Annotated in this window: 18 protein-coding genes; 4 read left to right on the top strand and 14 right to left on the bottom strand. The window is 67.5% G+C overall.

The features are described 5' to 3' along the window. Positions 1–134 precede the first annotated feature (134 nt). The gene (locus G8760_RS22550) at positions 135–1,850 is read right to left on the bottom strand and encodes a PucR family transcriptional regulator (protein ID WP_166355085.1); all 1,716 of its coding nucleotides are present in this window, start codon (positions 1,848–1,850) and stop codon (positions 135–137) included. Between the two features lie 80 nt (positions 1,851–1,930). Between G8760_RS22550 and G8760_RS22555 the strand changes: the two genes are divergently transcribed. Genes G8760_RS22555 through G8760_RS22565 form a run of 3 tightly spaced genes read left to right on the top strand, consistent with a single transcriptional unit; the run spans position 1,931 to position 5,630 of the window. Then, positions 1,931–2,743 (top strand): oxamate carbamoyltransferase subunit AllH family protein, encoded by an 813-nt coding sequence (locus G8760_RS22555; RefSeq protein ID WP_166355086.1) that lies wholly within the window; start codon positions 1,931–1,933, stop codon positions 2,741–2,743. 50 nt (positions 2,744–2,793) lie between these two features. Continuing rightward, positions 2,794–4,221 carry an AllF/FdrA family protein gene (locus tag G8760_RS22560; protein ID WP_246222657.1) on the top strand — a complete coding sequence of 476 codons (1,428 nt, stop codon included), beginning with the start codon at positions 2,794–2,796 and terminating at the stop codon, positions 4,219–4,221. Further along, positions 4,218–5,630 carry a YlbE family protein gene (locus G8760_RS22565; RefSeq protein WP_207782615.1) on the top strand — a complete coding sequence of 471 codons (1,413 nt, stop codon included), beginning with the start codon at positions 4,218–4,220 and terminating at the stop codon, positions 5,628–5,630. The genes G8760_RS22560 and G8760_RS22565 overlap by 4 nt, the downstream gene beginning before the upstream one ends. Before the next feature lie 36 nt (positions 5,631–5,666). On the opposite strand, the gene G8760_RS22570 is transcribed toward G8760_RS22565, so the two are convergent. The 4 genes from G8760_RS22570 to G8760_RS22585 form a co-directional block, all read right to left on the bottom strand. Further along, on the bottom strand, positions 5,667–6,233 hold the full coding sequence (locus tag G8760_RS22570; protein ID WP_166355088.1) for a nucleotidyltransferase family protein: 567 nt from the start codon (positions 6,231–6,233) through the stop codon (positions 5,667–5,669). Between the two features lie 6 nt (positions 6,234–6,239). Beyond that, positions 6,240–7,343 carry an XdhC family protein gene (locus tag G8760_RS22575; RefSeq protein ID WP_166355089.1) on the bottom strand — a complete coding sequence of 368 codons (1,104 nt, stop codon included), beginning with the start codon at positions 7,341–7,343 and terminating at the stop codon, positions 6,240–6,242. Beyond that, positions 7,336–8,487, bottom strand: coding sequence for a vWA domain-containing protein (locus G8760_RS22580; RefSeq protein ID WP_166355090.1), 1,152 nt, complete (start codon positions 8,485–8,487; stop codon positions 7,336–7,338). The genes G8760_RS22575 and G8760_RS22580 overlap by 8 nt, the downstream gene beginning before the upstream one ends. Before the next feature lie 65 nt (positions 8,488–8,552). Continuing rightward, a complete protein-coding gene (locus G8760_RS22585; RefSeq protein WP_166355091.1) occupies positions 8,553–9,476 on the bottom strand; it encodes an AAA family ATPase in 924 nt (307 codons plus the stop codon). 204 nt (positions 9,477–9,680) lie between these two features. On the opposite strand from G8760_RS22585, the gene G8760_RS22590 reads away from it, so the two are divergent. Beyond that, positions 9,681–11,123 carry a uracil-xanthine permease family protein gene (locus tag G8760_RS22590; protein WP_207782616.1) on the top strand — a complete coding sequence of 481 codons (1,443 nt, stop codon included), beginning with the start codon at positions 9,681–9,683 and terminating at the stop codon, positions 11,121–11,123. Between the two features lie 580 nt (positions 11,124–11,703). Here G8760_RS22590 and def read toward each other — a convergent pair. The 9 genes from def to G8760_RS22635 all read right to left on the bottom strand — a co-directional run bounded on the left by def (position 11,704) and on the right by G8760_RS22635 (position 19,332). Further along, a complete protein-coding gene (def, locus tag G8760_RS22595) occupies positions 11,704–12,249 on the bottom strand; it encodes a peptide deformylase (protein ID WP_166355093.1) in 546 nt (181 codons plus the stop codon). 84 nt (positions 12,250–12,333) lie between these two features. After that, the gene (locus G8760_RS22600) at positions 12,334–12,945 is read right to left on the bottom strand and encodes an HAD family hydrolase (protein ID WP_166355094.1); all 612 of its coding nucleotides are present in this window, start codon (positions 12,943–12,945) and stop codon (positions 12,334–12,336) included. After that, positions 12,942–13,268 carry a metal-sulfur cluster assembly factor gene (locus G8760_RS22605; RefSeq protein ID WP_207782617.1) on the bottom strand — a complete coding sequence of 109 codons (327 nt, stop codon included), beginning with the start codon at positions 13,266–13,268 and terminating at the stop codon, positions 12,942–12,944. The genes G8760_RS22600 and G8760_RS22605 overlap by 4 nt, the downstream gene beginning before the upstream one ends. 17 nt (positions 13,269–13,285) lie before the next feature. Next, entirely contained in the window at positions 13,286–13,729 is a 444-nt protein-coding gene (gene sufU, locus G8760_RS22610; RefSeq protein ID WP_211198995.1) for a Fe-S cluster assembly sulfur transfer protein SufU, read from the bottom strand. Further along, the gene (locus G8760_RS22615; protein ID WP_166355147.1) at positions 13,726–14,991 is read right to left on the bottom strand and encodes a SufS family cysteine desulfurase; all 1,266 of its coding nucleotides are present in this window, start codon (positions 14,989–14,991) and stop codon (positions 13,726–13,728) included. The genes sufU and G8760_RS22615 overlap by 4 nt, the downstream gene beginning before the upstream one ends. Positions 14,992–15,030: 39 nt before the next feature. Then, positions 15,031–15,789: a Fe-S cluster assembly ATPase SufC gene (sufC, locus tag G8760_RS22620; protein ID WP_166355096.1), complete on the bottom strand. Its 759-nt coding sequence runs from the start codon at positions 15,787–15,789 to the stop codon at positions 15,031–15,033. A 44-nt stretch (positions 15,790–15,833) separates the two neighbouring features. Then, positions 15,834–17,048 (bottom strand): Fe-S cluster assembly protein SufD, encoded by a 1,215-nt coding sequence (gene sufD / locus G8760_RS22625; RefSeq protein WP_166355097.1) that lies wholly within the window; start codon positions 17,046–17,048, stop codon positions 15,834–15,836. A gap of 78 nt (positions 17,049–17,126) precedes the next feature. Further along, complete coding sequence (gene sufB / locus G8760_RS22630; protein WP_425502371.1) at positions 17,127–18,656, bottom strand: Fe-S cluster assembly protein SufB; 1,530 nt, start codon at positions 18,654–18,656, stop codon at positions 17,127–17,129. Beyond that, positions 18,541–19,332 carry a helix-turn-helix transcriptional regulator gene (locus G8760_RS22635; RefSeq protein ID WP_166355099.1) on the bottom strand — a complete coding sequence of 264 codons (792 nt, stop codon included), beginning with the start codon at positions 19,330–19,332 and terminating at the stop codon, positions 18,541–18,543. Before G8760_RS22635 ends, sufB begins: the two co-directional genes overlap by 116 nt. Positions 19,333–19,769: the final 437 nt, after the last annotated feature.

The raw sequence follows: 19,769 nt of genomic DNA on the forward strand, positions 1-19,769 counted from the left end.
TTCCCAGGAGACCTGATGCAGGAAACCTATGCAGTTCGAATCGACGGATCATGGGCATCATCTGCCGACGCCGGCGGCAATCTGTCGGCAACCCATGCCCCGTGTGCGGCGCGGGACAGGGCACCGGGTACCCGTCAGTGGTCATGGTCGAGTGATCGCATCTGGAGCACCTTCAGCGCCAACGCCAGGTCCAGCCGGAGCTCCGGGTCCGTGGTGAACGCGCCCACCATACGTTCGAGTTTGCCGATCCGGTACCGCAACGTGTTGTAGTGGAAGTGCAACATCCGGGCTGCCTCCGCCACATTGAGGTTGGTGTCCAACAACACCTTCAAGGTATGCCGCAGATCGGCCATGTCCGGATCGGCCTCGGCGGCCAGGTCACGCAACGTCTCCTTGACGAAACCACGCAGCTCGTCCTGGTCCTCGATCAGGCTGATCAGCCGGAACGAACGCAGCGCGTCGAAGTGTGCCAGCGATCCTGGCCCGTTCATCTGCCGGCCCACGTGGACGGCCCGCCGGGCCTGCTCGTACCCGCCCGGCAGGCGGGTCACGTCGTCGAGCACTCGGCTGACACCGGTGGAAAACGAACGACGCCCGCCCCCGCCGTCACCGGTGACCCCGCGCACCACGTCGCGGATCAGAACGTCGACGTCGGCTCCCGACGGCACCGGCAGTAGAGCTACGACCTCCTGCGCGAAACCCACCACCGGCGCCTTGCCGTCGCGCCGGGCCACCACGGTCTGCCACGCCGTAGAGAAACGCTCCTGGGCCGGGCGCAACTCCAGACCGGTGACCGGAGCCGGCCCCGGCCCCGGGTCGAGTTCGGCCACCACAACAACGAGGTCGCGGTCCACGTCCCAGCCGAGCACCTCGCAATGCGCCACGATCTGCTCGCGCTCGCCGGCCCGCCCAGCGAGCATGTCGCGTAGGAAGTCGCCGCGGTACTTACTCTCCACCGCCGTGACCGCCAGCTGTTTGTTGACCGCGAGCGCGGCCACGGTGGCGGTACGTTCCAACAGATTGACGTCGCTCTCGTCGAGGTCGCGGTCACGGGTGAAGGCGACGATCCGGCCGTGATCCACCCGCCCGGCCACCACCGGCACAACGGCGTGCCGGCCCGGCACGTCGGCGTGGTGGTGCACACCACCCGGTTCGTATTCGGTGCGGAACCGGCCGGTCTCGTCGAAGCACGCCGTGTCGCGCCAGGCGTCCAGGTCGGTCGGCGCACCACCGGCGGCGAGTACCCGGCCGTCGGCGGTGGTAATGAACACCGACATGTCCAGGACCGACGCCGCCCGCTCGGCCAACTCGGCCAACTCGCCACCGGCCAGCACGACCGACAGCAGCGCGTGATGCACCTCCCAGGACCGCTCGAGCTCCGCGCTCTGCCGGTTGAGCACGCCGGTGAGCACCTGGTTGAGGATGTCGTCGAAGCCCACGGCGTCGGGCAGCAGCAACAACGGAAGGTCGAGGCGGTCGGCCTCGTCGACCATCTGGTCGGGCAGCCGGTCGAGGTACCGGTGGAGTTTGACCCCGAGTGCGGCGAGCCCGCGGTCGTTGAGGTCGGTGACCAGTGCCGGGAATCCTTGCGGGGTGTTGCGTAATGGGTACCCGGTGGTGAGCAGGAGTTCGTGGGGTTTCACCCAGGGCAGAATGTCGGGGACCTCCATGATGTTGGCCCGCCGCACCACCCGATCGAGCCCGCCGGCACCGGCCACCAGGCGTGCGCCGGCCAGCGCCGGCATCTCCATGGCTTTGCGGACCGTCAGCCCGGGTATCGCCGGCGCCCCGGCCTCGGGCGCTGGCAACTCCGGCGAAGCAAGGCCAGGATCGTTGGCAACATTTCCCATGCAGGAGACCGTAGCGCCCCAGTTACGTTCAAGACAGCGTTAACCCAGAGTCATCTCGTGGCCAACGTGAGGAGGTGACCATGCCATCCCCCGCACTCGCCGCCGTCGGCACCGCGCTGCGGCCGGTTCTGCTCGGCCCGCGGCGCACCGGACAAATCGTCGCCAGCACCCGCAGCCTGGTGGCCGTGCACATTCCTGGTGGCCAGCCCGCATTGGCGGTCCTGGCTACTCGCGACGCCGTCCGGCTCCCCGGGGCCATGCTCCTGGCCGGACCATTGCCTGTCGTCAGCGCCGGCGCTCCCGCCGTGATCGGCGACGGGTGGTTGCGGCTACCCACGGTGTCGGTCACCGTCGGCCGATGGCTACCTGACGCCCCACTGCGCATCTCCCACCCGGCACGCTGCGCTGCTCAGGCCACACGTTGCCCGGAGCCGACGCTCGACGCCGCGGTCCGGCAGGCAACCGAACGCTTCGCCGTAGCCCTGCGTGGCGGCCGGGATGAGCTCGACGCCGCCGTGGGTGGGCTGCTCGGGCTCGGGCCCGGGCTCACCCCCGCTGGTGACGACGTGCTCGCCGGCGCCCTCGTCACCTTAAGCGCGGCCGGCGCCGGCCGGGCCACCGAACTGGCAGCGTCGGTGGATACCGCCGACCCGCTCACCCGCACCACCGCCGTGTCTGCGGGCCTGTTGGCGCATGCCGCCGACGCCTACGGTGTTCCCCCGTTAACAGCACTGCTCGCCGCCCTCGACACTCCGGGCGCGGATCCGCTACCCGCCTATCGACGCCTTCTGGACGTGGGCCACACGTCCGGCGCGGCGCTGTACGCGGGGGTCCGATGTGCGCTGGAGGTCGCCGTCCACCCGTCACCCGTCGATCGGAGTGCCACACCTTGACTCGTCATCTCGAACTCCGGGCCGGGGTCTACCAAGATTCAGTGTCCTTGATGCAGGTCAGCCAGGCCGTCGGCAATGTCCCGGGGGTGCGGGCCGCGCTGGTGGCCATGGCTACCGAACTCAACGTCGGCCTGCTGTCCGGCATGGGATTCGACGCTCCGGCCGAGGCACGCCCGACCGATCTGCTCGTGGCCGTCCACGCCGACGACGACGGGTCCCTTGGGCAGGCGCTAGCCGCCGTCGAGGCAGCCCTCGCCCAACGGGTCGCGGCGAGCCAGACCGGCTTCGGCGATGCGCCGTCACCACGGACGGTGGGCGCCGCGGTGCTCCGCCACGACGCCACCCTGGCGTTCGTCTCCACCCCCGGGCAGTACGCGTTCGCCGATGCCATGGACGCACTCAACCACGGCGTGTCGGTCATCGTGTTCTCCGACAACGTCCCGCTCCACCAGGAGATCCGGCTCAAACAGGCCGCCCGCGAACGCGACCTTCTGGTCATGGGCCCGGACTGCGGCACCGCGGTGGTTGGTGGTGTCGGGTTTGGTTTCGCCAACGTGGTGCGGCCCGGACCAGTCGGTCTGGTGGCCGCATCCGGTACCGGTGCGCAGCAGGTGATGAGCCTGGTCAGCACCGCCGGGGTTGGTATCAGCCACTGTCTTGGGGTTGGTGGGCGCGACCTCTCGGGCGCCGTCGGAGCATTGTCCACCCTCGCCGCACTGGACATGCTCGCAGCGGACGACGCCACCGAGGTGATCACCGTGGTGAGCAAACCACCAGCACCCGAGGTGGCCGAGACGGTCCGCACCCATGCCGCCGGCTTGGGTAAGCCGGTCCTGTTCGCGCTGCTCGGTGAGGGACAACCAGACCTCACGGCAGCGGCCCGCGGCGTCGTAGAGGCCGCCGGGGGCACGTGGCCCCAACCACGCACCTGGCGGCCATCCACACCACCTACTCCCAGGCCGGGGTACATCCGTGGTTCGTTCGCCGGGGGCAGCCTCTGCGACGAAGCCATGATCATCGCCAGCGCGGCGTTGGGCCCCATCCACTCGAACATTCCGCTGCGTCCCGACTGGGTGGTGGACGACGACCTTCGCGGAACCGGCCACGTGATGATCGACTTCGGTGACGACACCCTCACCCAAGGCCGGCCGCACCCCATGATCGACGGCTCGCTGCGGGTCGAGCGGCTGCTCGCCGATGCCGCGGACCCCGAGTGCGCCGTTGTGCTGCTCGACGTCGTGCTCGGGCACGGCGCCCATCCCGACCCGGCGGCCGAGTTGGCTCCGGCCATCGCCCGAGCCCGGGCTGGCGGCAACGGATCCGGGCCGGCCGTCGTCGTCGGGTTGGTCGGAACCGACGACGACCCCCAGGGTCTGGACCGGCAGGCCACCGCCCTCGCCGAAGCCGGTGCGTCGGTCCATCTATCCAACGCCGCCGCCGCTCGCGAGGCGGTCCGTCTCGCCGGAGGGACACCGTGACCCAACCGCACCCCCTGCTCAGCACCGAGCCACGGGTTGTCACCGCTGGTGTCGACCTGTTCACCGAGACCCTGCGGGCCCAAGCCGTCGAAGTTGGCCCGGTCGACTGGCGCCCTCCGCTGGATGCCACCGCCGAACACGTCGCGGCTGTCCTCGCCGACCCTCGCCGCGACGCCGCCAACGCCGAAGCGGTCCAGCGGATGCTCGCCTCCACCGCCGAACTCGTCGATGTCCGGCCCGCGCGCGAGGTCCTTGGGTTGCAGCCCGGCCAGTTCCTCCATGCCGGACCACCCCTGACCTGGGATCACGCGTCGGGCCCGATGCGCGGCGCGTTGATCGGTGCGATGCTCTTCGAGGGCCTGGCGGCAACACCCGAGGCAGCGGAGAAAGCACTGGCTGCGGGCACCGGCGTGTCCCTGGGGCCCTGCCACGATCGCGGCGCCGTTGGCCCGATGGCCGGTGTGGTGTCTGCGTCGATGTGGATGTTCGAGCTGCGGGACGAGGCCAACAACACCACCTCGTGGTGCTCGCTCAACGAGGGCCTGGGCAAGGTGCTGCGGTACGGCGCCTACTCCCCCGACGTCATCGAGCGGCTGCGGTGGATGCGCGACGTCCTCGGCCCGCTGCTACAAACCGCCGTGCGGCGCCGCGGCCGGATCGACGTCAAAGCGATCATCGCGCAGATGATCCAGATGGGCGACGAAGGCCACAACCGCAACCGCGCGGGCACGCTGATGCTGCTGCGCGAGCTGCTGCCGGATCTGATCGACAGCGGCGCGCCACCGGCCCAGGTAGCCGAGGTGGTGCGGTTCGTGTCCGGCAACGACCACTTCTTCCTCAACCTGGTGATGCCGGCCGGGAAACTCCAGACCTCCGCCGCGGCCGGTATCGACGGCTGTTCCCTAGTGACGACGATGGCCCGCAACGGCACCGACTTCGGTATCCAGGTGTCCGGCACCGGCAGCCAATGGTTCACCGCACCGGCCAACACCCCCGACGGGTTGTACCTCGGCTCGTTCGGGCCCGACGACGCCAACCCCGATATCGGCGACTCCACCATCACCGAGACCATGGGCATCGGCGGCTTCGCCATGGCCGCGGCCCCGGCCATCGTCCGCTTCGTTGGCGGCACCGTTCCGGATGCGTTGCATACGTCGCAGCTCATGTACGAGATCACCGTCGCGGAGAATCCGGCGTACGCGTACCCGATCCTGGATTTCCGTGGTGCGCCCACCGGTATCGACATCACTCTCGTGGCCCGTACCGGCATCCTGCCGCAGATCAACACCGGTATGGCCGGCAAGGTCGCCGGCACCGGCCAGGTCGGCGCTGGCCTGGTCAAACCACCGGCGGAGTGTTTCGTCGCGGCCCTCGCCGAGCTGGCCAACCGCACCCCGCCCGCACGGTGACGCCGCCGCTGTTGAGCTCATGATCAGCACCAGCGCCTACGTGGGAGGCAGATCCGCGGGGTAGTCGACGTCGTCCGGGCGGCCGGTACCGTCGCATGGCACGGGGGTCACCAGCTCCGGGTGTGCTTTCATGAACGCCCGGGCTCCGACGTCGCCAACGGCGAGCGTCAGCACGTCGTCCCATACCTGACGTGCCAGCAGCACCGGGTTGCCCCGTTCACCGCCGTAGGTGGCCACCGCCAGGAACGCTCCCCCGGCGCAGGCCGCGCGCAACCGGTGTACCGCTTCCGCACCCAGCCAGGGCTGATCGACCAAGGTCACGACCACCGCGTTCACCGGCTCGTCGCGGACCGCCTCCAACCCCGCCCGCAGCGACGACGCCATCCCGGTGCGCCACTGCGGGTTGTGCACTGTCCGGGCGCCGGGCACGTGCAGCGGAACCGCGCCGTCGACGACGATGATCGGCCAGCAGTCGCCGTCCACCAGAAGCCGCACCGCGTGGTCGACCATCCGCTTGCCGCCCACCTGCACCGTCGCCTTGGGGCCACCGAAACGTCGCCCCTCACCTGCCGCTAGCACCAGCCCCGCCGCCGCGATCGTCATGACACCTCACCGGTCATGGTGGATCGGGCCGGACAACTCGCTGAGCCGTCGCCCGGTGCCGCTCCACCGCGCCGCGACGATCTCGGCCGCGATGGACACCGCCGTCTCCTCCGGGGTTCGGGCCCCGATGTCCAACCCCACCGGCGACGCCATCCGAGCCAGCTCGTCTAGGGTGATTCCGGCCTCCAGGAGCCTGGCCACTCGGTCTTCGTGGGTGCGACGGGACCCCATCGCCCCGATGTAGGCCGCCGGGGTGCGCAACGCGACCTCTAACAACGGCACGTCGAACTTGGGGTCGTGGGTCAACACGCAGATGACGGTCCGGGCGTCCACCGTCGTCTCCGCGAGGTAGTCATGCGGCCAGCGGACCACCACCTCGTCGGCGTCGGGGAACCGGCGCTCGGTGGCGAACACCGGCCGGGCGTCGCACACGGTGACGTGGTAGCCAAGGAACTTCCCGATGCGCACCACCGCGGCGGCGAAGTCGATGGCGCCGAACACCAACATCCGCGGTGGCGGCGCGAACGACTGCACGAACACCTCCAGCTCGTCCATCCGCCGCTCGCCCTCAGCGCCGTAACGACGGACCCCGGTGCCGCCCTGATCCAGCATGCCGCGGGCGTCGTCGGCGACGGCGTCGTCGAGGCGCGCCCCGCCCAGACTGCCGGCCACCCGATCGGGCCAGACGACGAGGTGTGCACCCGGCGTGCCCGGGCCGGACACCACCGTGGCCAGCGCTACCGGCTCGGACTCGGCGATACTCCGGGCCAACTCCCCCAACTGCGGGAAAGTGGCCGCATCGACCGGCTCGATGAAGACGTCGATGATGCCGCCGCAGGTCAAACCCACCGCGAAGGCGTCGTCGTCGCTCACCCCGTACCGCTGTACCGACGGGGGTTCGCTGCCGTCGATCACCTCACGGGCCAGCTCGTACACCGCTCCTTCGATGCACCCGCCGGACACACTGCCGATCGCTTCACCGGCGTCGGTGACCACCATCGCCGTGCCGGCTGGCCGCGGAGCGGATTTGAAGGTGCCGACGACGGTGACCAGCCCGGCCCGATGGCCCGAACGGACCGCCGCGACCAGGTCTTTCATGACCTCACGCATCGATGACCACCATTCCCGGCGGGGCCGTCCCGCTCGGCTCGTCTGTACCTAGTATCCGGGCCAGCTGTTCCAGAGCGGCCAGCGAGTGCCCCGCCACCAGATCGTCGAGATGTGGCAGCGCCGCCAGCATCCCGCCGGTGCGGGGAACGTAACCCGCCCGGCCACGATGCGGGTTGACCCACACGACCCGCCGGGCCAGCCGGCGTAACCGGGCCATCTGGATCGCCAATGGCAACGGGTCGCCGCGTTCCCAGCCGTCGCTGGCGATGACGACGACGGCGCCGCGTGCGGTACCACGCTGCCCCCAGCGGTCGAGGAACTCCTTGAGTTCGGCCCCAAGCCGGGTGCCGCCACGCCAGTCCGGGATGATCGCCGACGCCGCGGCCAGCGCCGCCGACGGTTCTCGTGCACGCAGCTCCCGGGTCACTCGGGTCAGGCGGGTTCCGACGGTGAACACCTCGGTGCCGCCGCGGGCCCGGCAGGCCGCATGGGCGAAGCGCAACAACGTGTCGGCGTACGGTGCCATCGACCCGCTGACGTCGATGAGGAAGACCAGTTTGCGGTTTCGGCGCGCTCGTCGGTGCCAACGCAGTTCGGCCGGTTCGCCGCCGTGGCGCAGCATCGCCCGCACCGTGCGGCGCGGATCGACGGTCCCGCGCGCGGCCGGACGGATCCGGTGGGTCAGCCGCTGCGGACCCGAAGGCGCCAGGAGCCCGATGAACCGGTGCACTTCCGCGCGTTCAGCAGTGCTGAGATCGGCGACGTCGCGGTGCCGGAGGATCTCCTGCCGGCTGGCGGTGGCCACCTGCCGCGGCTGATCGTCTGGCTCCTCGTTCCCCGTCCCGTTGGGGTCGGCCGGGGTGGCGACCAGCTGGTACGACGGCTCAACCGTAATCCGGGTGCGGGGCCGCGGCGTCCGGCCGGCGAAGAAGTCGGCGAACACGCGGTCGTAGCGGTCGATGTCTTCCGGCGATGCACACAGGGTCAGCCGCCCGGCCCAGTAGACCGAACGTAGTGAGTCCGCGCCCAGCTCACCGAGCGCGTGAAGCATCGCGTGGACCCGGGTTGGTGGTATGGCGGCGCCGTCCTTGCGCAGCTGCCCGGCGAACGCCACCACGGCGCTGACCGCGTCGCCGGTCTCCATGCCTGCCTCCTCCTCACGTGTTGGTGTCCTGCTCACGTGTTGGTGTCCTGCCCGGCCCCTCCGTCCTATCCGCCGACGAGGTCGGCCACCTGGGTGCGGACACGTTCGGTGTCTTCCTGGTATTTGAGGACCGCACCCAGGGTCCGGGCCGCTACGTCGCCGTCCAGCTCGTGGGCGCCCAAGGCCGCCAGCGCCGCCACCCAGTCGATCGACTCGGCCAGTCCCGGCGGTTTGAGCAGGTCGGCGTCCCGAAGCCGGTGCACGGCGCGTGCGACGTCGCCGGCGAGGCGTTCGGACACCTCAGGAAGATGCCGCCGGATGACCGCGATCTCGCGTTCGACGGTGGGGTGGTCGAGCCAGTGGTATAGACACCGTCTCTTCAGGGCGTCATGTACCTCACGGGTACGGTTGCTCGTGACGACCACCATCGGTGGGGTGTCCGCACGGACCGTGCCGACCTCCGGGATGGAGATGGTGAAATCGGACAAAACCTCAAGCAGGAACGCCTCGAACTCGTCGTCGGCGCGGTCGATCTCGTCGATGAGGAGAACACACGGTGACTCTTCGAGCGCCCGGAGCAGCGGTCGAGCCAGCAGGAACCGCCGATCGTACAGCTCGTGCTCGAGCCGCTCCACGTCAGTGACGCCGGCTGCCTCGGCGGCCCGTAAGTGCAGAAGCTGGCGGGGAAAGTCCCAGTCATAGAGGGCTTGGGCCGCGTCGACGCCTTCGTAACACTGCAACCGGATCAGTGGCGCCTCGAGGACCGACGCCAACGCACGAGCCAGCGACGTCTTCCCCACCCCGGCCTCACCTTCGACGAACAACGGCCGCCCCATCCGCAGCGCCAGGAAAGCAGCCGTAGCAAGACCGTCGTCGGCGAGATAGCCACTGGCGTCGAGCCGGGCGGCCAGCTCACCAGGCCCGGCGATCTGACCGTTATAGGGCTCACGGGGATGGTCGCCGCGCTCGGTGTCCGCGGTATCCGTCATGCGACAACGCTACGCCACGTCAGGCCACGACGTCCGCCCGTCACTATGGCGAAATGTGCCAGGAGGACCAGCAGGAATGTCGTGAATGTCACCAGGTGACCAGCACCCCGCCCGACCGGTACGTTCCTTGTCCACGAGATATACCGCATGCCCATTACACGGCCCGGCATGGCCACGTGGCGAACGGGACTACAGGAGGGGCTCATGAGCGGCACCCCAGCACGGCCGGTGGATCTGAACTACGGACTCGACGACGTTCCGAAGCCGCTAGCGAGCCTAGGGCTCGGCATCCAGCATGTGCTCACCATGTTCGGCGCCACCGTCGCGGTGCCGCTCATCCTCGGCCCCGCCATGAACCTCAGCGCGGAACAGATGGCCGTTTTGGTCAGCTCGGTGATGATCTGCTCCGGGATCGCCACCTTCATCCAGGTCCGTTTCGGCACCCGGCTGCCCATCATCCAGGGCGTGTCCTTCGCGTTCCTTGGCCCGTTCTTCGCCATCATCGCCGGAACGGTCGCGCAAGGCGGCGACGTCAGCATGCAATACATCGCCGGCGCCATCATCGCCGGCTCGGTGTTGCAGATGGTGCTCGGATATACCGGCCTGTTCGGCCGGATCCGCCGCTACATCACCCCCGTCGTCATCGGTCCGGTGATCGCGCTCATCGGCCTGGCCCTGTTCCAGGCCGGCGCCCCCATGGCCGGCGGCAACTGGTGGTTCGGCGGGCTGACCATCGCAGCCGCGTTCACCTTCGCGTTGATCCTCGCCCCGAAGGTGCGGTTCTTCTCGCTGTTCCCCATTCTGCTCGCCGTACTGCTCGCCTACATGTCGGCCTGGTTCTTCAGCGCCATCGGCGTACTGAGCGAAGGCAACCCGGCCTACGTCAGCTTCGACGGACTGGGCGACGCTCCGTGGATCCGCAACCTGAACTTCGGTGACGGCGGCATCTTCATGCCCTGGGGCTGGCCACAGTTCAGTCTGGGTTTCATCCTCGCCACCCTGGCCGGCTTCCTCGCCTCGATGATCGAGTCGTTCGGTGACTACCACGCGATCTCCCGCGCGGTGGGCAAGGATCACCCGACGGAGAAGCAGATCAACCGCGGTATCGGCGCCGAGGGTGTTGGTTGTTTCGCCACCGGCATGTTCGGCGGGTTCGCCTCCACCAGCTACACCGAGAACATCGGCCTGGTGGCCATGACCAAGGTGGCTAGCCGCCGGGTGGTGTACGTCGCGGCCGGGCTGTTGATCGTGTTGGGGCTGATCGCCAAGTTCGGCGCCGTGATCGCGACGATTCCACCACCCATCGTCGGCGGCCTCTACTGCACGTTGTTCGGCCTCATCGCCTCGATCGGCATCTCCAACGTCACCCGGGCCGACCTCACCAGCCAGCGCAACCTGATGATCATCGGGTTCATCCTGTTCATGGGACTGTCGGTGCCGGCGTTCTTCGAGGACGTCCAGGTTCACATATCCTGGGCAGAGTGGCTCGGCGACGTGATCAACACCGTCGGCAGCACCGGCATGGCGGTGGCCGCGATACTCGGCCTGATCCTCGACAACGTCATCCCCGGTACCGACGAGGAACGCGGTATCACGCAGGCGGCCGCCACCCGTGGGCCCACCGGCGAACCCGTCGCCGACGACTAAACCTCCCCCCTGTGTGCACCTGATCTCCGTTTTGACGCCTGATCTTTTTCGAGGGGGCGATCAGATGCGGGCGACGACGTGTTGACGGCGGGCGACGACGCGGTTGGTGCATCTGATCTCTCCTGAGCGTGGGCCTGCTGGCTCAGAATTGCGGATAGACCGCGTCTGAGGTGGCCTATCCGCAATTCTGAGCCAGCAGGCCCATGCCCCGGCAACCTCACGCATGCACCCACGCACCGATGGCCGCCACCACAACACATGACACCAACGGGCAACCACGCCGATCGATCAGATGCACGACAACCGCTTTCAGGAGCGCATCATGCATCTGATCGCCAACCGTCCGCATCACGAGGCGAGATCAGATGCAGCAAACCCCCGCGCTGACCAGCAGCGTCGCCATCACACCTACATCTGATCGTCGCCACACAAACGATCAGGCGCACAAACGGAGATCAGGCGCACAAACGGGGGGCGACTCTGCCGTGCTGATCGGCGCGCCGATGGCCGGCATAGATGCGCAGAACGGCAGCGCAAGACCCAACCACCGCCCCTATAGGGACAGTGGAAGGTAAACACACTACGTGGCGCGGCCGAACATCTGGTGCGGCGACACCTTCACCTCCGGCGGTTCCTGACCGGCCCATTCAGCCTCGCGGATCGCCCTCATGGCAGCTTTGCGGGTCTCGCGGTCCAGGCGGTCGACGAACAATACGCCATCCAGGTGGTCGGTCTCGTGCTGGATAGCCCGCGCCAGGAGTTCGGTTCCCTCGATGGTGACGGGGTCGCCGTACTCGTTGAACCCTTTCGCCACAACGCCGTAGGCCCGCACGCAGTCATACTCCAGGCCCGGTATCGACAGGCACCCTTCGGGGCCGAACTGTTCCTCCTCGGACAGCTGCAGGTCCGGATTGATCAGATGCCCGACGATGCCGTCGACGTCGTAGGTGAACACCCGCAACGACACACCCAGCTGGGGTGCGGCCAGGCCGGCGCCACCAGCTTCGAGCATGGTGTCGGCGAGATCTTTGACCAGGCCACGTAGTTCTTTGTCGAAGGTGACCACCGGTTCGGCTTTGGTGCGCAAGACGGGATCGCCGAAAAGGCGAATCTCTCGGACCGCCATGACGTTCTGTTCTCCTCCATGATGTCCTGCCCCGGTGATCGTTGCCGCTTTCGGGTCGCTATAGCGGCCCGAAAGCGGCAACGATCACGGCAGGTTGAGCAGTAGGCCGGCGCTATTGAGGTCAACCCGCAGTTTGGCCGCCGAGGTGAAATGGACGGCGGTCATCCCGAGTTGTTCAGCCGCCTCGACGTTGGGCGGGTTGTCGTCGATATACACCGCCGACGACAGCTGCACTCCGTACCGGTCGGTCAACAGGTGGAAGATCCGCGGATCCGGTTTGACCAGCTGTTCCTCGCCGGAAACGACGATGCCCTGAAACCAGGACAGCCAGTGGAACCGCTCCCGCGCGATAGGGAACTTCTCCGCCGACCAGTTGGTCAACGCATACAGCTCAGCACCCGTGTTCCGCAGATCGGCCAGCACGTCCACCGTCTCCGCGACCGGCCCGCCGATCATCTCGTCCCAGCGGTGGTGATAGGCGGCGATCAGCTCGGCGTGATCGGGAAACTCAGCACTGAGAAGCTTGACGGCGGCGTCCCACGACCGGCCACGATCCTGCTCGGCGTTCCACTCGGGCGTGGTGACCTCGGCCAGGAACCGTTCGACCTCGTCATCGGTCGGCAGCAACTGCCGATACAGATACCGCGGATCCCAGTCGACCAGTACACCACCCAGGTCGAAGACAACCGTGTTCATACGTTGAAGCCCAGGGCACGCAGCTGTTCTTTGCCATCGTCGGTGATCTTGTCCGGCCCCCACGGCGGCATCCACACCCAATTGATCCGCAGGTCGGTCACCAGACCGTCGGTGACGGACTTCGCCTGCTCTTCGATGACGTCGGTCAGCGGACAGGCCGCACTGGTGAGGGTCATGTCGACGGTGGCCACGCCGTCGTCGTCGACGGACACGCCGTATATCAGGCCAAGGTCGACGACGTTGATACCCAGCTCCGGGTCAACGACGTCGCGCAACGCCTCTTTCAGGTCTTCGAGGTCAACGGTCGTCGTCATATCATTCATTCTCCCTCACGCTCATGTCAGCCGACCTTCTCGGTCGACGCCCTGTGCACCGCGTCTTTCAACGCCATCCACGAGAGCAACGCACACTTGACCCGGGCGGGGTACCGGGCAACTCCAGTGAACGCTATGCCATCACCCAGGATGTCCTCGTCCCCCTCGACTTTGCCTTTACCCTGCATCATCTCGGTGAACGCGGTTCCGGCGACAGCCGAGTCGGTCAGGGTGTGACCGGTCAGCAGCTCGTGCAGCACACTGGCCGCCGCCTGGCTGATGGAGCAGCCTTGGCCGTCGTAGGAGACGTCGGCGAGGGTGTCGCCGTCCAGCCGGACCCGCACCGTGATCTCGTCGCCACAGGTGGGGTTGACGTGGTGGGCTTCTGCGTCGAACGGCTCCCGCAACCCGCGCCCACGCGGGTTCTTGTAGTGATCCAGGATGATCTCCTGGTACAGGGACTCGCTCACCCGAAGAACCTCTTCACCTCGTCGATGCCGTCCACCAGCGCGTCGATCTCAGCGGTAGTGGTGTACAGGTAGAACGACGCTCGGGTGGTCGCAGGTATTCCATACCGGACACACACCGGGCGCGCGCAGTGGTGCCCCACCCGCACGGCGATCCCGTGCTCGTCGAGTACCTGCCCGACGTCGTGGGGGTGGATACCGTCGACGGTGAAGGACACGGTGCCGCCGCGGTCTACCGGCTCGGCCGGCCCGATCACCGTGACGCCGTCGACGCCGGCCAACCGGTCCAGCGCGTAGGCGGTGAGGACCTGTTCATGTTCGTGGATGGCGCCGAGGCCGAGTCCGGTCAAGTAGTCCACCGCGGCACCAAGCCCCACGACCTGCGCGATCGGCGGGGTTCCCGCCTCGAACTTGTGCGGGATGGGCGCGAACGTCGACCCTTCCATCGCGACGGTCTCGATCATTTCCCCACCACCGAGGAACGGCGGCAGCGAGTTCAGCACCTCGCTGCGGCCCCACAAGACGCCGACCCCGGTGGGGGCACACATCTTGTGGCCGGTGAACGCCAGCAGGTCGACACCATGCTCGGCCAACGCGGTCACGTCGACCGGCATGTGCGGCACCGCCTGCGCGGCATCGACCAGGACCAGCGCGCCGACGTCGCGAGCCCGAGCGGCGATCCGCTCGACGGGGTTCACCGTCCCGAGAATGTTCGACTGATACACCATAGAAACGATCTTGGTGCGGGTGTTGATCAGCTCGTCGAGATCGGTGAGGTCGAGTCGCCCGTCGTCGGTGAGCCCGAACCAGCGCAGCGTGGCTCCGGTGCGCCGGGCGACCAGCTGCCACGGCACGATGTTGGAGTGGTGCTCCATCTCGGTGATGACGATCTCATCCCCCGGACCGAGCCGGTAGCGTGGATCTTCCGCCAGCCCGCTCGCCAGCGTGTTCGCCACGAGGTTGAGCGCCTCGGAGGCGTTCTTGAGGAAGATGATCTCATCTCGGCTCGGCGCCGAGATCAACCCCGCGACCTTGTCGCGGGTGTCCTCGTAGGCCGCCGTAGCCTCCTCACCGAGCTGGTGCACCGCCCGGGCGACGTTCGCGTTGTGCCGCTCGTAATGCTCGGTGACGGCATCGATCACCGCCCGCGGCTTCTGCGAGGTGTTGGCCGAGTCCAGGTACACCAGCTGCCGGTCCCCAGCCAGGCGCCGCTCCAAGATCGGGAAGTCCTTGCGGATCCGATCCACGTCCAGCGGACTGGCCATCCGGTGCGCCACGACTACCTCCCCTAGGTGAGCTGGATATCAGGCGCTGGCGCCGACGTAGTCCACGTACCCCTGCTCCTCGAGCTTGTCGGCCAGCTCCGGGCCGCCCTCCTCGGCGATCGTGCCGGCGACGAACACGTGCACGAAGTCCGGCTTGATGTAGCGCAGGATCCGGGTGTAGTGGGTGATCAGCAGCACACCTTTGTCGCCGCCGGCGGTGAACCGGTTGACGCCGTCGGACACGATCCGCAGCGCGTCGATGTCCAGCCCGGAGTCGGTTTCGTCGAGAATGGCGAAACTCGGCTTCAACAGCTCCAGCTGCAGGATCTCGTGCCGCTTCTTCTCACCACCGGAGAAGCCGGTGTTCAGGTCCCGCTCGGCGAAGTCTGAGTCGATCCGCAGCTCGTCCATCGCACCCTTGACGTCTTTCACCCAGGTGCGCAGCTTCGGCGCCTCACCGTCGATGGCGGTCTTCGCGGTGCGCAGGAAGTTGGACACCGACACACCCGGCACCTCGACCGGGTACTGCATGGCCAGGAACAGTCCGGCCCGCGCCCGCTCGTCGACGGACATCTCCAGCACGTCTTCGTCGTCCAGCTTCACGGTGCCGGAGGTGACGGTGTACTTCGGGTGCCCGGCCAGCGCGTACGCCAAGGTGGACTTCCCGGATCCGTTCGGTCCCATGATCGCGTGGATCTCGCCGGCGCGGACGGTGAGGTTGACGCCGTGCAGGATCTCCTTCGGACCGGTCTCGGTCTCGACCGAGACGTGCAGGTCGTGGATCTCGAGAGTGCTCATCGGTAACTCGTGCCTCGTTTCGAAAATGATGTGGTGGTGGTCCGTCAGCTGGCCGACGAATCGGCGGCGAGCTCCTCGACAACGGCTAGTTCACGCTCGACCGTCGTCATCAGGCGTTCTTTGAGATCCGGCACGCCGATCCGGTTGATCAGCGACGCGAAGAACCCGCGAACGACGAGTTTGCGGGCCAGGTCCGCCGGGATCCCCCGAGCTTGCAGGTAGAACAGCTGCTCGTCGTCGAAGCGGCCGGTGGCGCTGGCGTGCCCGGCACCCTCGATGTCGCCGGTCTCGATCTCCAGGTTGGGCACCGAGTCGGCGCGGGCGCCATCGGTCAGCACCAGATTGCGGTTGAGCTCATACGTGTTGATGCCGACGGCTTCCTTGCGGATCAGCACGTCGCCGACCCACACCGCATGGGCCTTCTTGCCCTGCAATGCACCCTTGTACTCGACGTCGCTGGTGGCGTTGGGGGTGTTGTGATCGACGACGAGCCGGTTCTCGACGTACTGACCGGCATCGACGTAGTACAACCCGAGCAGGGTGGCGTCGCCCCCGGGCCCGGCGTAGTTCACGGTGGTGCCGTTGCGCACGAGATCACCGCCGAAGGTGATCACCGCGTGCTTGACCGTGGCGTCGCGGCCAACGTGTACGTGGTGGTGAGACAGGTGGACGGCATCGTCGGCCCAGTCCTGCAACGCCACGAACGTCAACTCCGCGCCATCTTCGACGACGATCTCGACGTTCTCGACGAGGGCCGCCGAACCGTCGTACTCGACGACGACCACCGACTTGCTGTGCCGGCCCGCGGTCACCACGAGATGACCAGCCGCGCCACGCTCCGCCGAGGTGCCGGTCAGTTTGATGATCGCCGGCTTCTCGATGACGGTGTCGCGCGGGATGTCGACGGCGAACACCTTCTCCGCCGACCGCCATGCCCGTGCGCTGGGCCGATCGATCGGGACGTACGTCGACGTACCCTTCCGGGAGTCGTCGGCGCCCACCGTGGTGGCGGTGACCCGCGGGTCGACGTCGACGTCCACGGTGTAGTCACCGCCGTCCAGCGGCGCGTCGTCGTGCAGACCACGTAGGCGACTCATCGGGGTGAACCGCCACGCCTCCTCCCGGCCACGCGGGACCGGGTGCGCGGCGACGTCGAACGACGCGAAACGGTCGAGCGCGCCCGGTGCGCTCTCGGTGCCGGCGCCGTGTGAGTGGGCGGTGAGGCCATGCTGGGCCGGCGTCTCGGTGGCGGTGCTCATCTGCTCCTCAGGTTCTACTCGTCAGCCAGGGCCGGATGGACCGGCCGGGCGGAATCTGCGGTGGGACTCGGAGGGCCGTCAGCCGACGGCGCCTTCCATCTGCAGCTCGATCAGCCGGTTGAGCTCGAGTGCGTACTCCATGGGCAGCTCGCGGGCGATCGGCTCGATGAAGCCCCGCACGATCATGGCCATCGCCTCGTCTTCGGGCACACCCCGGCTCATCAGGTAGAACAGCTGGTCCTCGCTGACCTTCGAGACGGTGGCCTCGTGCCCCATCGAGACGTCGTCGTTGCGGATGTCGACGTAGGGATACGTGTCCGACCGGGACACGGTGTCGACCAGCAGCGCGTCACACAGCACCGTGCTGGCGCTGGAGGTGGCGCGCGGCATGACCTGGACCAGCCCCCGGTACGACGTGCGCCCGCCGCCCCGCGCCACCGACTTGGAGACGATGGAGCTGGAGGTGTGCGGCGCCAGGTGCACCATCTTGGCGCCGGAGTCTTGATGCTGGCCCTCGCCGGCGAACGCCAGCGACAACGTCTCACCCTTGGCGTGCTCCCCCATCAGGTAGATGGCCGGGTACTTCATGGTGATCTTGGAGCCGATGTTGCCATCGACCCACTCCATGGTGGCGCCCTCGGCGGCGGTGGCCCGCTTGGTCACGAGGTTGTACACGTTGTTGGACCAGTTCTGGATGGTGGTGTAGCGAGCCCGGGCGCCCTTCTTGACGACGATCTCGACGACGGCGCTGTGCAGCGAGTCCGACGAGTAGATCGGCGCGGTACAGCCCTCGACGTAGTGCACGTAGGCGTCTTCGTCGACGATGATCAGCGTGCGCTCGAACTGGCCCATGTTCTCGGTGTTGATCCGGAAGTAGGCCTGGAGCGGGATCTCCACGTGCACACCTTTCGGCACGTAGATGAAGCTCCCGCCGGACCAGACGGCCGTGTTCAGCGCCGAGAACTTGTTGTCGCCGGCCGGGATGACCGAGGCGAAGTACTCCTTGAACAGCTCCGGGTGCTCGCGCAGCGCGGTGTCGGTGTCGAGGAAGATGACACCCTGCTTCTCCAGGTCTTCCTGGATCTGGTGGTACACGACCTCGGACTCGTACTGCGCCGCCACACCGGACACCAGACGCTGCTTTTCCGCCTCCGGGATGCCGAGCTTGTCGTAGGTGTTCTTGATGTCGGCCGGGAGATCCTCCCACGACTCGGCCTGCTTCTCCGTCGACCGGACGAAGTACTTGATGTTGTCGAAGTCGATGGTGGAGAGATCGGCACCCCAGGTGGGCATCGGCTTCTTCTCGAACAGCCGCAGCGCCTTGAGCCGGATATCCAGCATCCACTGTGGTTCGTTCTTCAGAGCGGAAATCTCCCGGACGACGTCCTCACTCAGACCGCGCTTCGCGATCGCTCCGGCGGCGTCCGAGTCGGCCCAGCCGTACTCATACCGGCCGAGGCCCTCCAGCTCTGGGTGAGCGGTGGTGGTCATATCAAGAGATCCTCTCCGCAGGGTCTTCCGTATGCTGCCCCGTGACTTCGATGCCGCGAGGTACGTGCGTGGTGCAGACGCCGTCGCCGTGAGCGATCGTGGCGATGCGCTGAACATGGGTATTGAGCAGCCGGGCGAAGACCTCGGTTTCGGCCTCACACAGCTGCGGGAACTGCTCGGCGACGTGTGCCACCGGGCAGTGGTGCTGGCATAGCTGCTCACCGTCGGTGACCGGCGACTCCGCGGCGGACGCCGCGTATCCGTCGGCACTGAGCGCCGCGGCCAGCACGGCGGTGCGCTCCTCCGGCCGGGCAGCGTCGATCAGCGGACGATACCGGGACTCCAGATCGGCCACCCGATGCCGGGCGAACTCGGCGACCAGCCCTTCACCTCCGGTGTCGGCCAGAAAACGCAGGGCGTGAACCGCGAGGTCGTCATACGCCTGCTCGAATTCGTCCCGGCCAGCGTCGGTCAGCACGAACACCTTGGCCGGCCGGCCCCGTCCACGCTGCCCATAGACACGTTCCTGCCGGCCCTCGATCATGCCGTCAGCCAGCAGAGCGTCCAGGTGCCGGCGCACCGCGGCCGGAGTGAGCCCGAGCTGCTCCCCCAGGGCCACGGCCGTCGATGGGCCGTTCTCGAGAATGGCCCGCGCTACCCGTTCCCGGGTACGTTCGTGCGACTCCGCGGCCACGGGGCTAGGCTCCGCGGTCGCTAACGCCGTACGAATGTTTTTCACAACACCATCGTGCTCTTTTTCCGAGCCCGACACAAATCTGTCGGCCTTCCCCATCCAGTGGCGTCAGTCACGCAGGCCAGCCTCACTTAACTTATCCACGAATAGCGACCGACCGCCCCCATGCGCACCGGCCGGGTTGAGCGCCCACCCTCCCCTGTTGTGCACCTGATCTCCGTTTTGACACCTGATCGCTTTCACCGGGGTGATCAGGTGCGGGCGACGACGCGTTGTGGCAGGTGGCGGCACCGAGGTGTACATCTGATCGCGTCCCGAGATGTGGACGCGCAATGATCAGATGCAGTATCGGCGCCTGCCAGTGCGTTGGCACATCTGATCGTCGACATCCCGGTGTCGATCTGTACCGTTCCCCGACGTTACGACGTCGACTCGCACCGTTCCGCACCGTTCCCCGACGTTACGACGTCGACCTGTACCGTTCCGCCGTCGTTCCGCGTCGAACTTGGCCGAGCGTCCGTTGTATGGCGCGACGC

Origin of the sequence: Phytoactinopolyspora limicola (assembly GCF_011320225.1) — a bacterium.
Lineage (GTDB): Bacteria > Actinomycetota > Actinomycetes > Jiangellales > Jiangellaceae > Phytoactinopolyspora > Phytoactinopolyspora limicola.

Excerpts from the sequence above, each read along its gene's own strand:
- G8760_RS22575 (WP_166355089.1), bottom strand. The coding sequence starts at position 7,343 with ATGCGTGAGGTCATGAAAGACCTGGTCGCGGCGGTCCGTTCGGGCCAT.
- G8760_RS22605 (WP_207782617.1), bottom strand. The coding sequence starts at position 13,268 with ATGAATGATATGACGACGACCGTTGACCTCGAAGACCTGAAAGAGGCG.
- G8760_RS22590 (WP_207782616.1), top strand. The coding sequence starts at position 9,681 with ATGAGCGGCACCCCAGCACGGCCGGTGGATCTGAACTACGGACTCGAC.
- sufB (WP_425502371.1), bottom strand. The coding sequence starts at position 18,656 with ATGTTCAGCGCATCGCCACGATCGCTCACGGCGACGGCGTCTGCACCA.
- G8760_RS22580 (WP_166355090.1), bottom strand. The coding sequence starts at position 8,487 with ATGGAGACCGGCGACGCGGTCAGCGCCGTGGTGGCGTTCGCCGGGCAG.
- def (WP_166355093.1), bottom strand. The coding sequence starts at position 12,249 with ATGGCGGTCCGAGAGATTCGCCTTTTCGGCGATCCCGTCTTGCGCACC.
- G8760_RS22570 (WP_166355088.1), bottom strand. The coding sequence starts at position 6,233 with ATGACGATCGCGGCGGCGGGGCTGGTGCTAGCGGCAGGTGAGGGGCGA.
- sufD (WP_166355097.1), bottom strand. The coding sequence starts at position 17,048 with ATGAGCACCGCCACCGAGACGCCGGCCCAGCATGGCCTCACCGCCCAC.
- G8760_RS22615 (WP_166355147.1), bottom strand. The coding sequence starts at position 14,991 with ATGGCCAGTCCGCTGGACGTGGATCGGATCCGCAAGGACTTCCCGATC.
- G8760_RS22555 (WP_166355086.1), top strand. The coding sequence starts at position 1,931 with ATGCCATCCCCCGCACTCGCCGCCGTCGGCACCGCGCTGCGGCCGGTT.
- G8760_RS22600 (WP_166355094.1), bottom strand. The coding sequence starts at position 12,945 with ATGAACACGGTTGTCTTCGACCTGGGTGGTGTACTGGTCGACTGGGAT.
- G8760_RS22560 (WP_246222657.1), top strand. The coding sequence starts at position 2,794 with ATGCAGGTCAGCCAGGCCGTCGGCAATGTCCCGGGGGTGCGGGCCGCG.
- G8760_RS22635 (WP_166355099.1), bottom strand. The coding sequence starts at position 19,332 with ATGGGGAAGGCCGACAGATTTGTGTCGGGCTCGGAAAAAGAGCACGAT.
- G8760_RS22585 (WP_166355091.1), bottom strand. The coding sequence starts at position 9,476 with ATGACGGATACCGCGGACACCGAGCGCGGCGACCATCCCCGTGAGCCC.
- sufC (WP_166355096.1), bottom strand. The coding sequence starts at position 15,789 with ATGAGCACTCTCGAGATCCACGACCTGCACGTCTCGGTCGAGACCGAG.
- G8760_RS22550 (WP_166355085.1), bottom strand. The coding sequence starts at position 1,850 with ATGGGAAATGTTGCCAACGATCCTGGCCTTGCTTCGCCGGAGTTGCCA.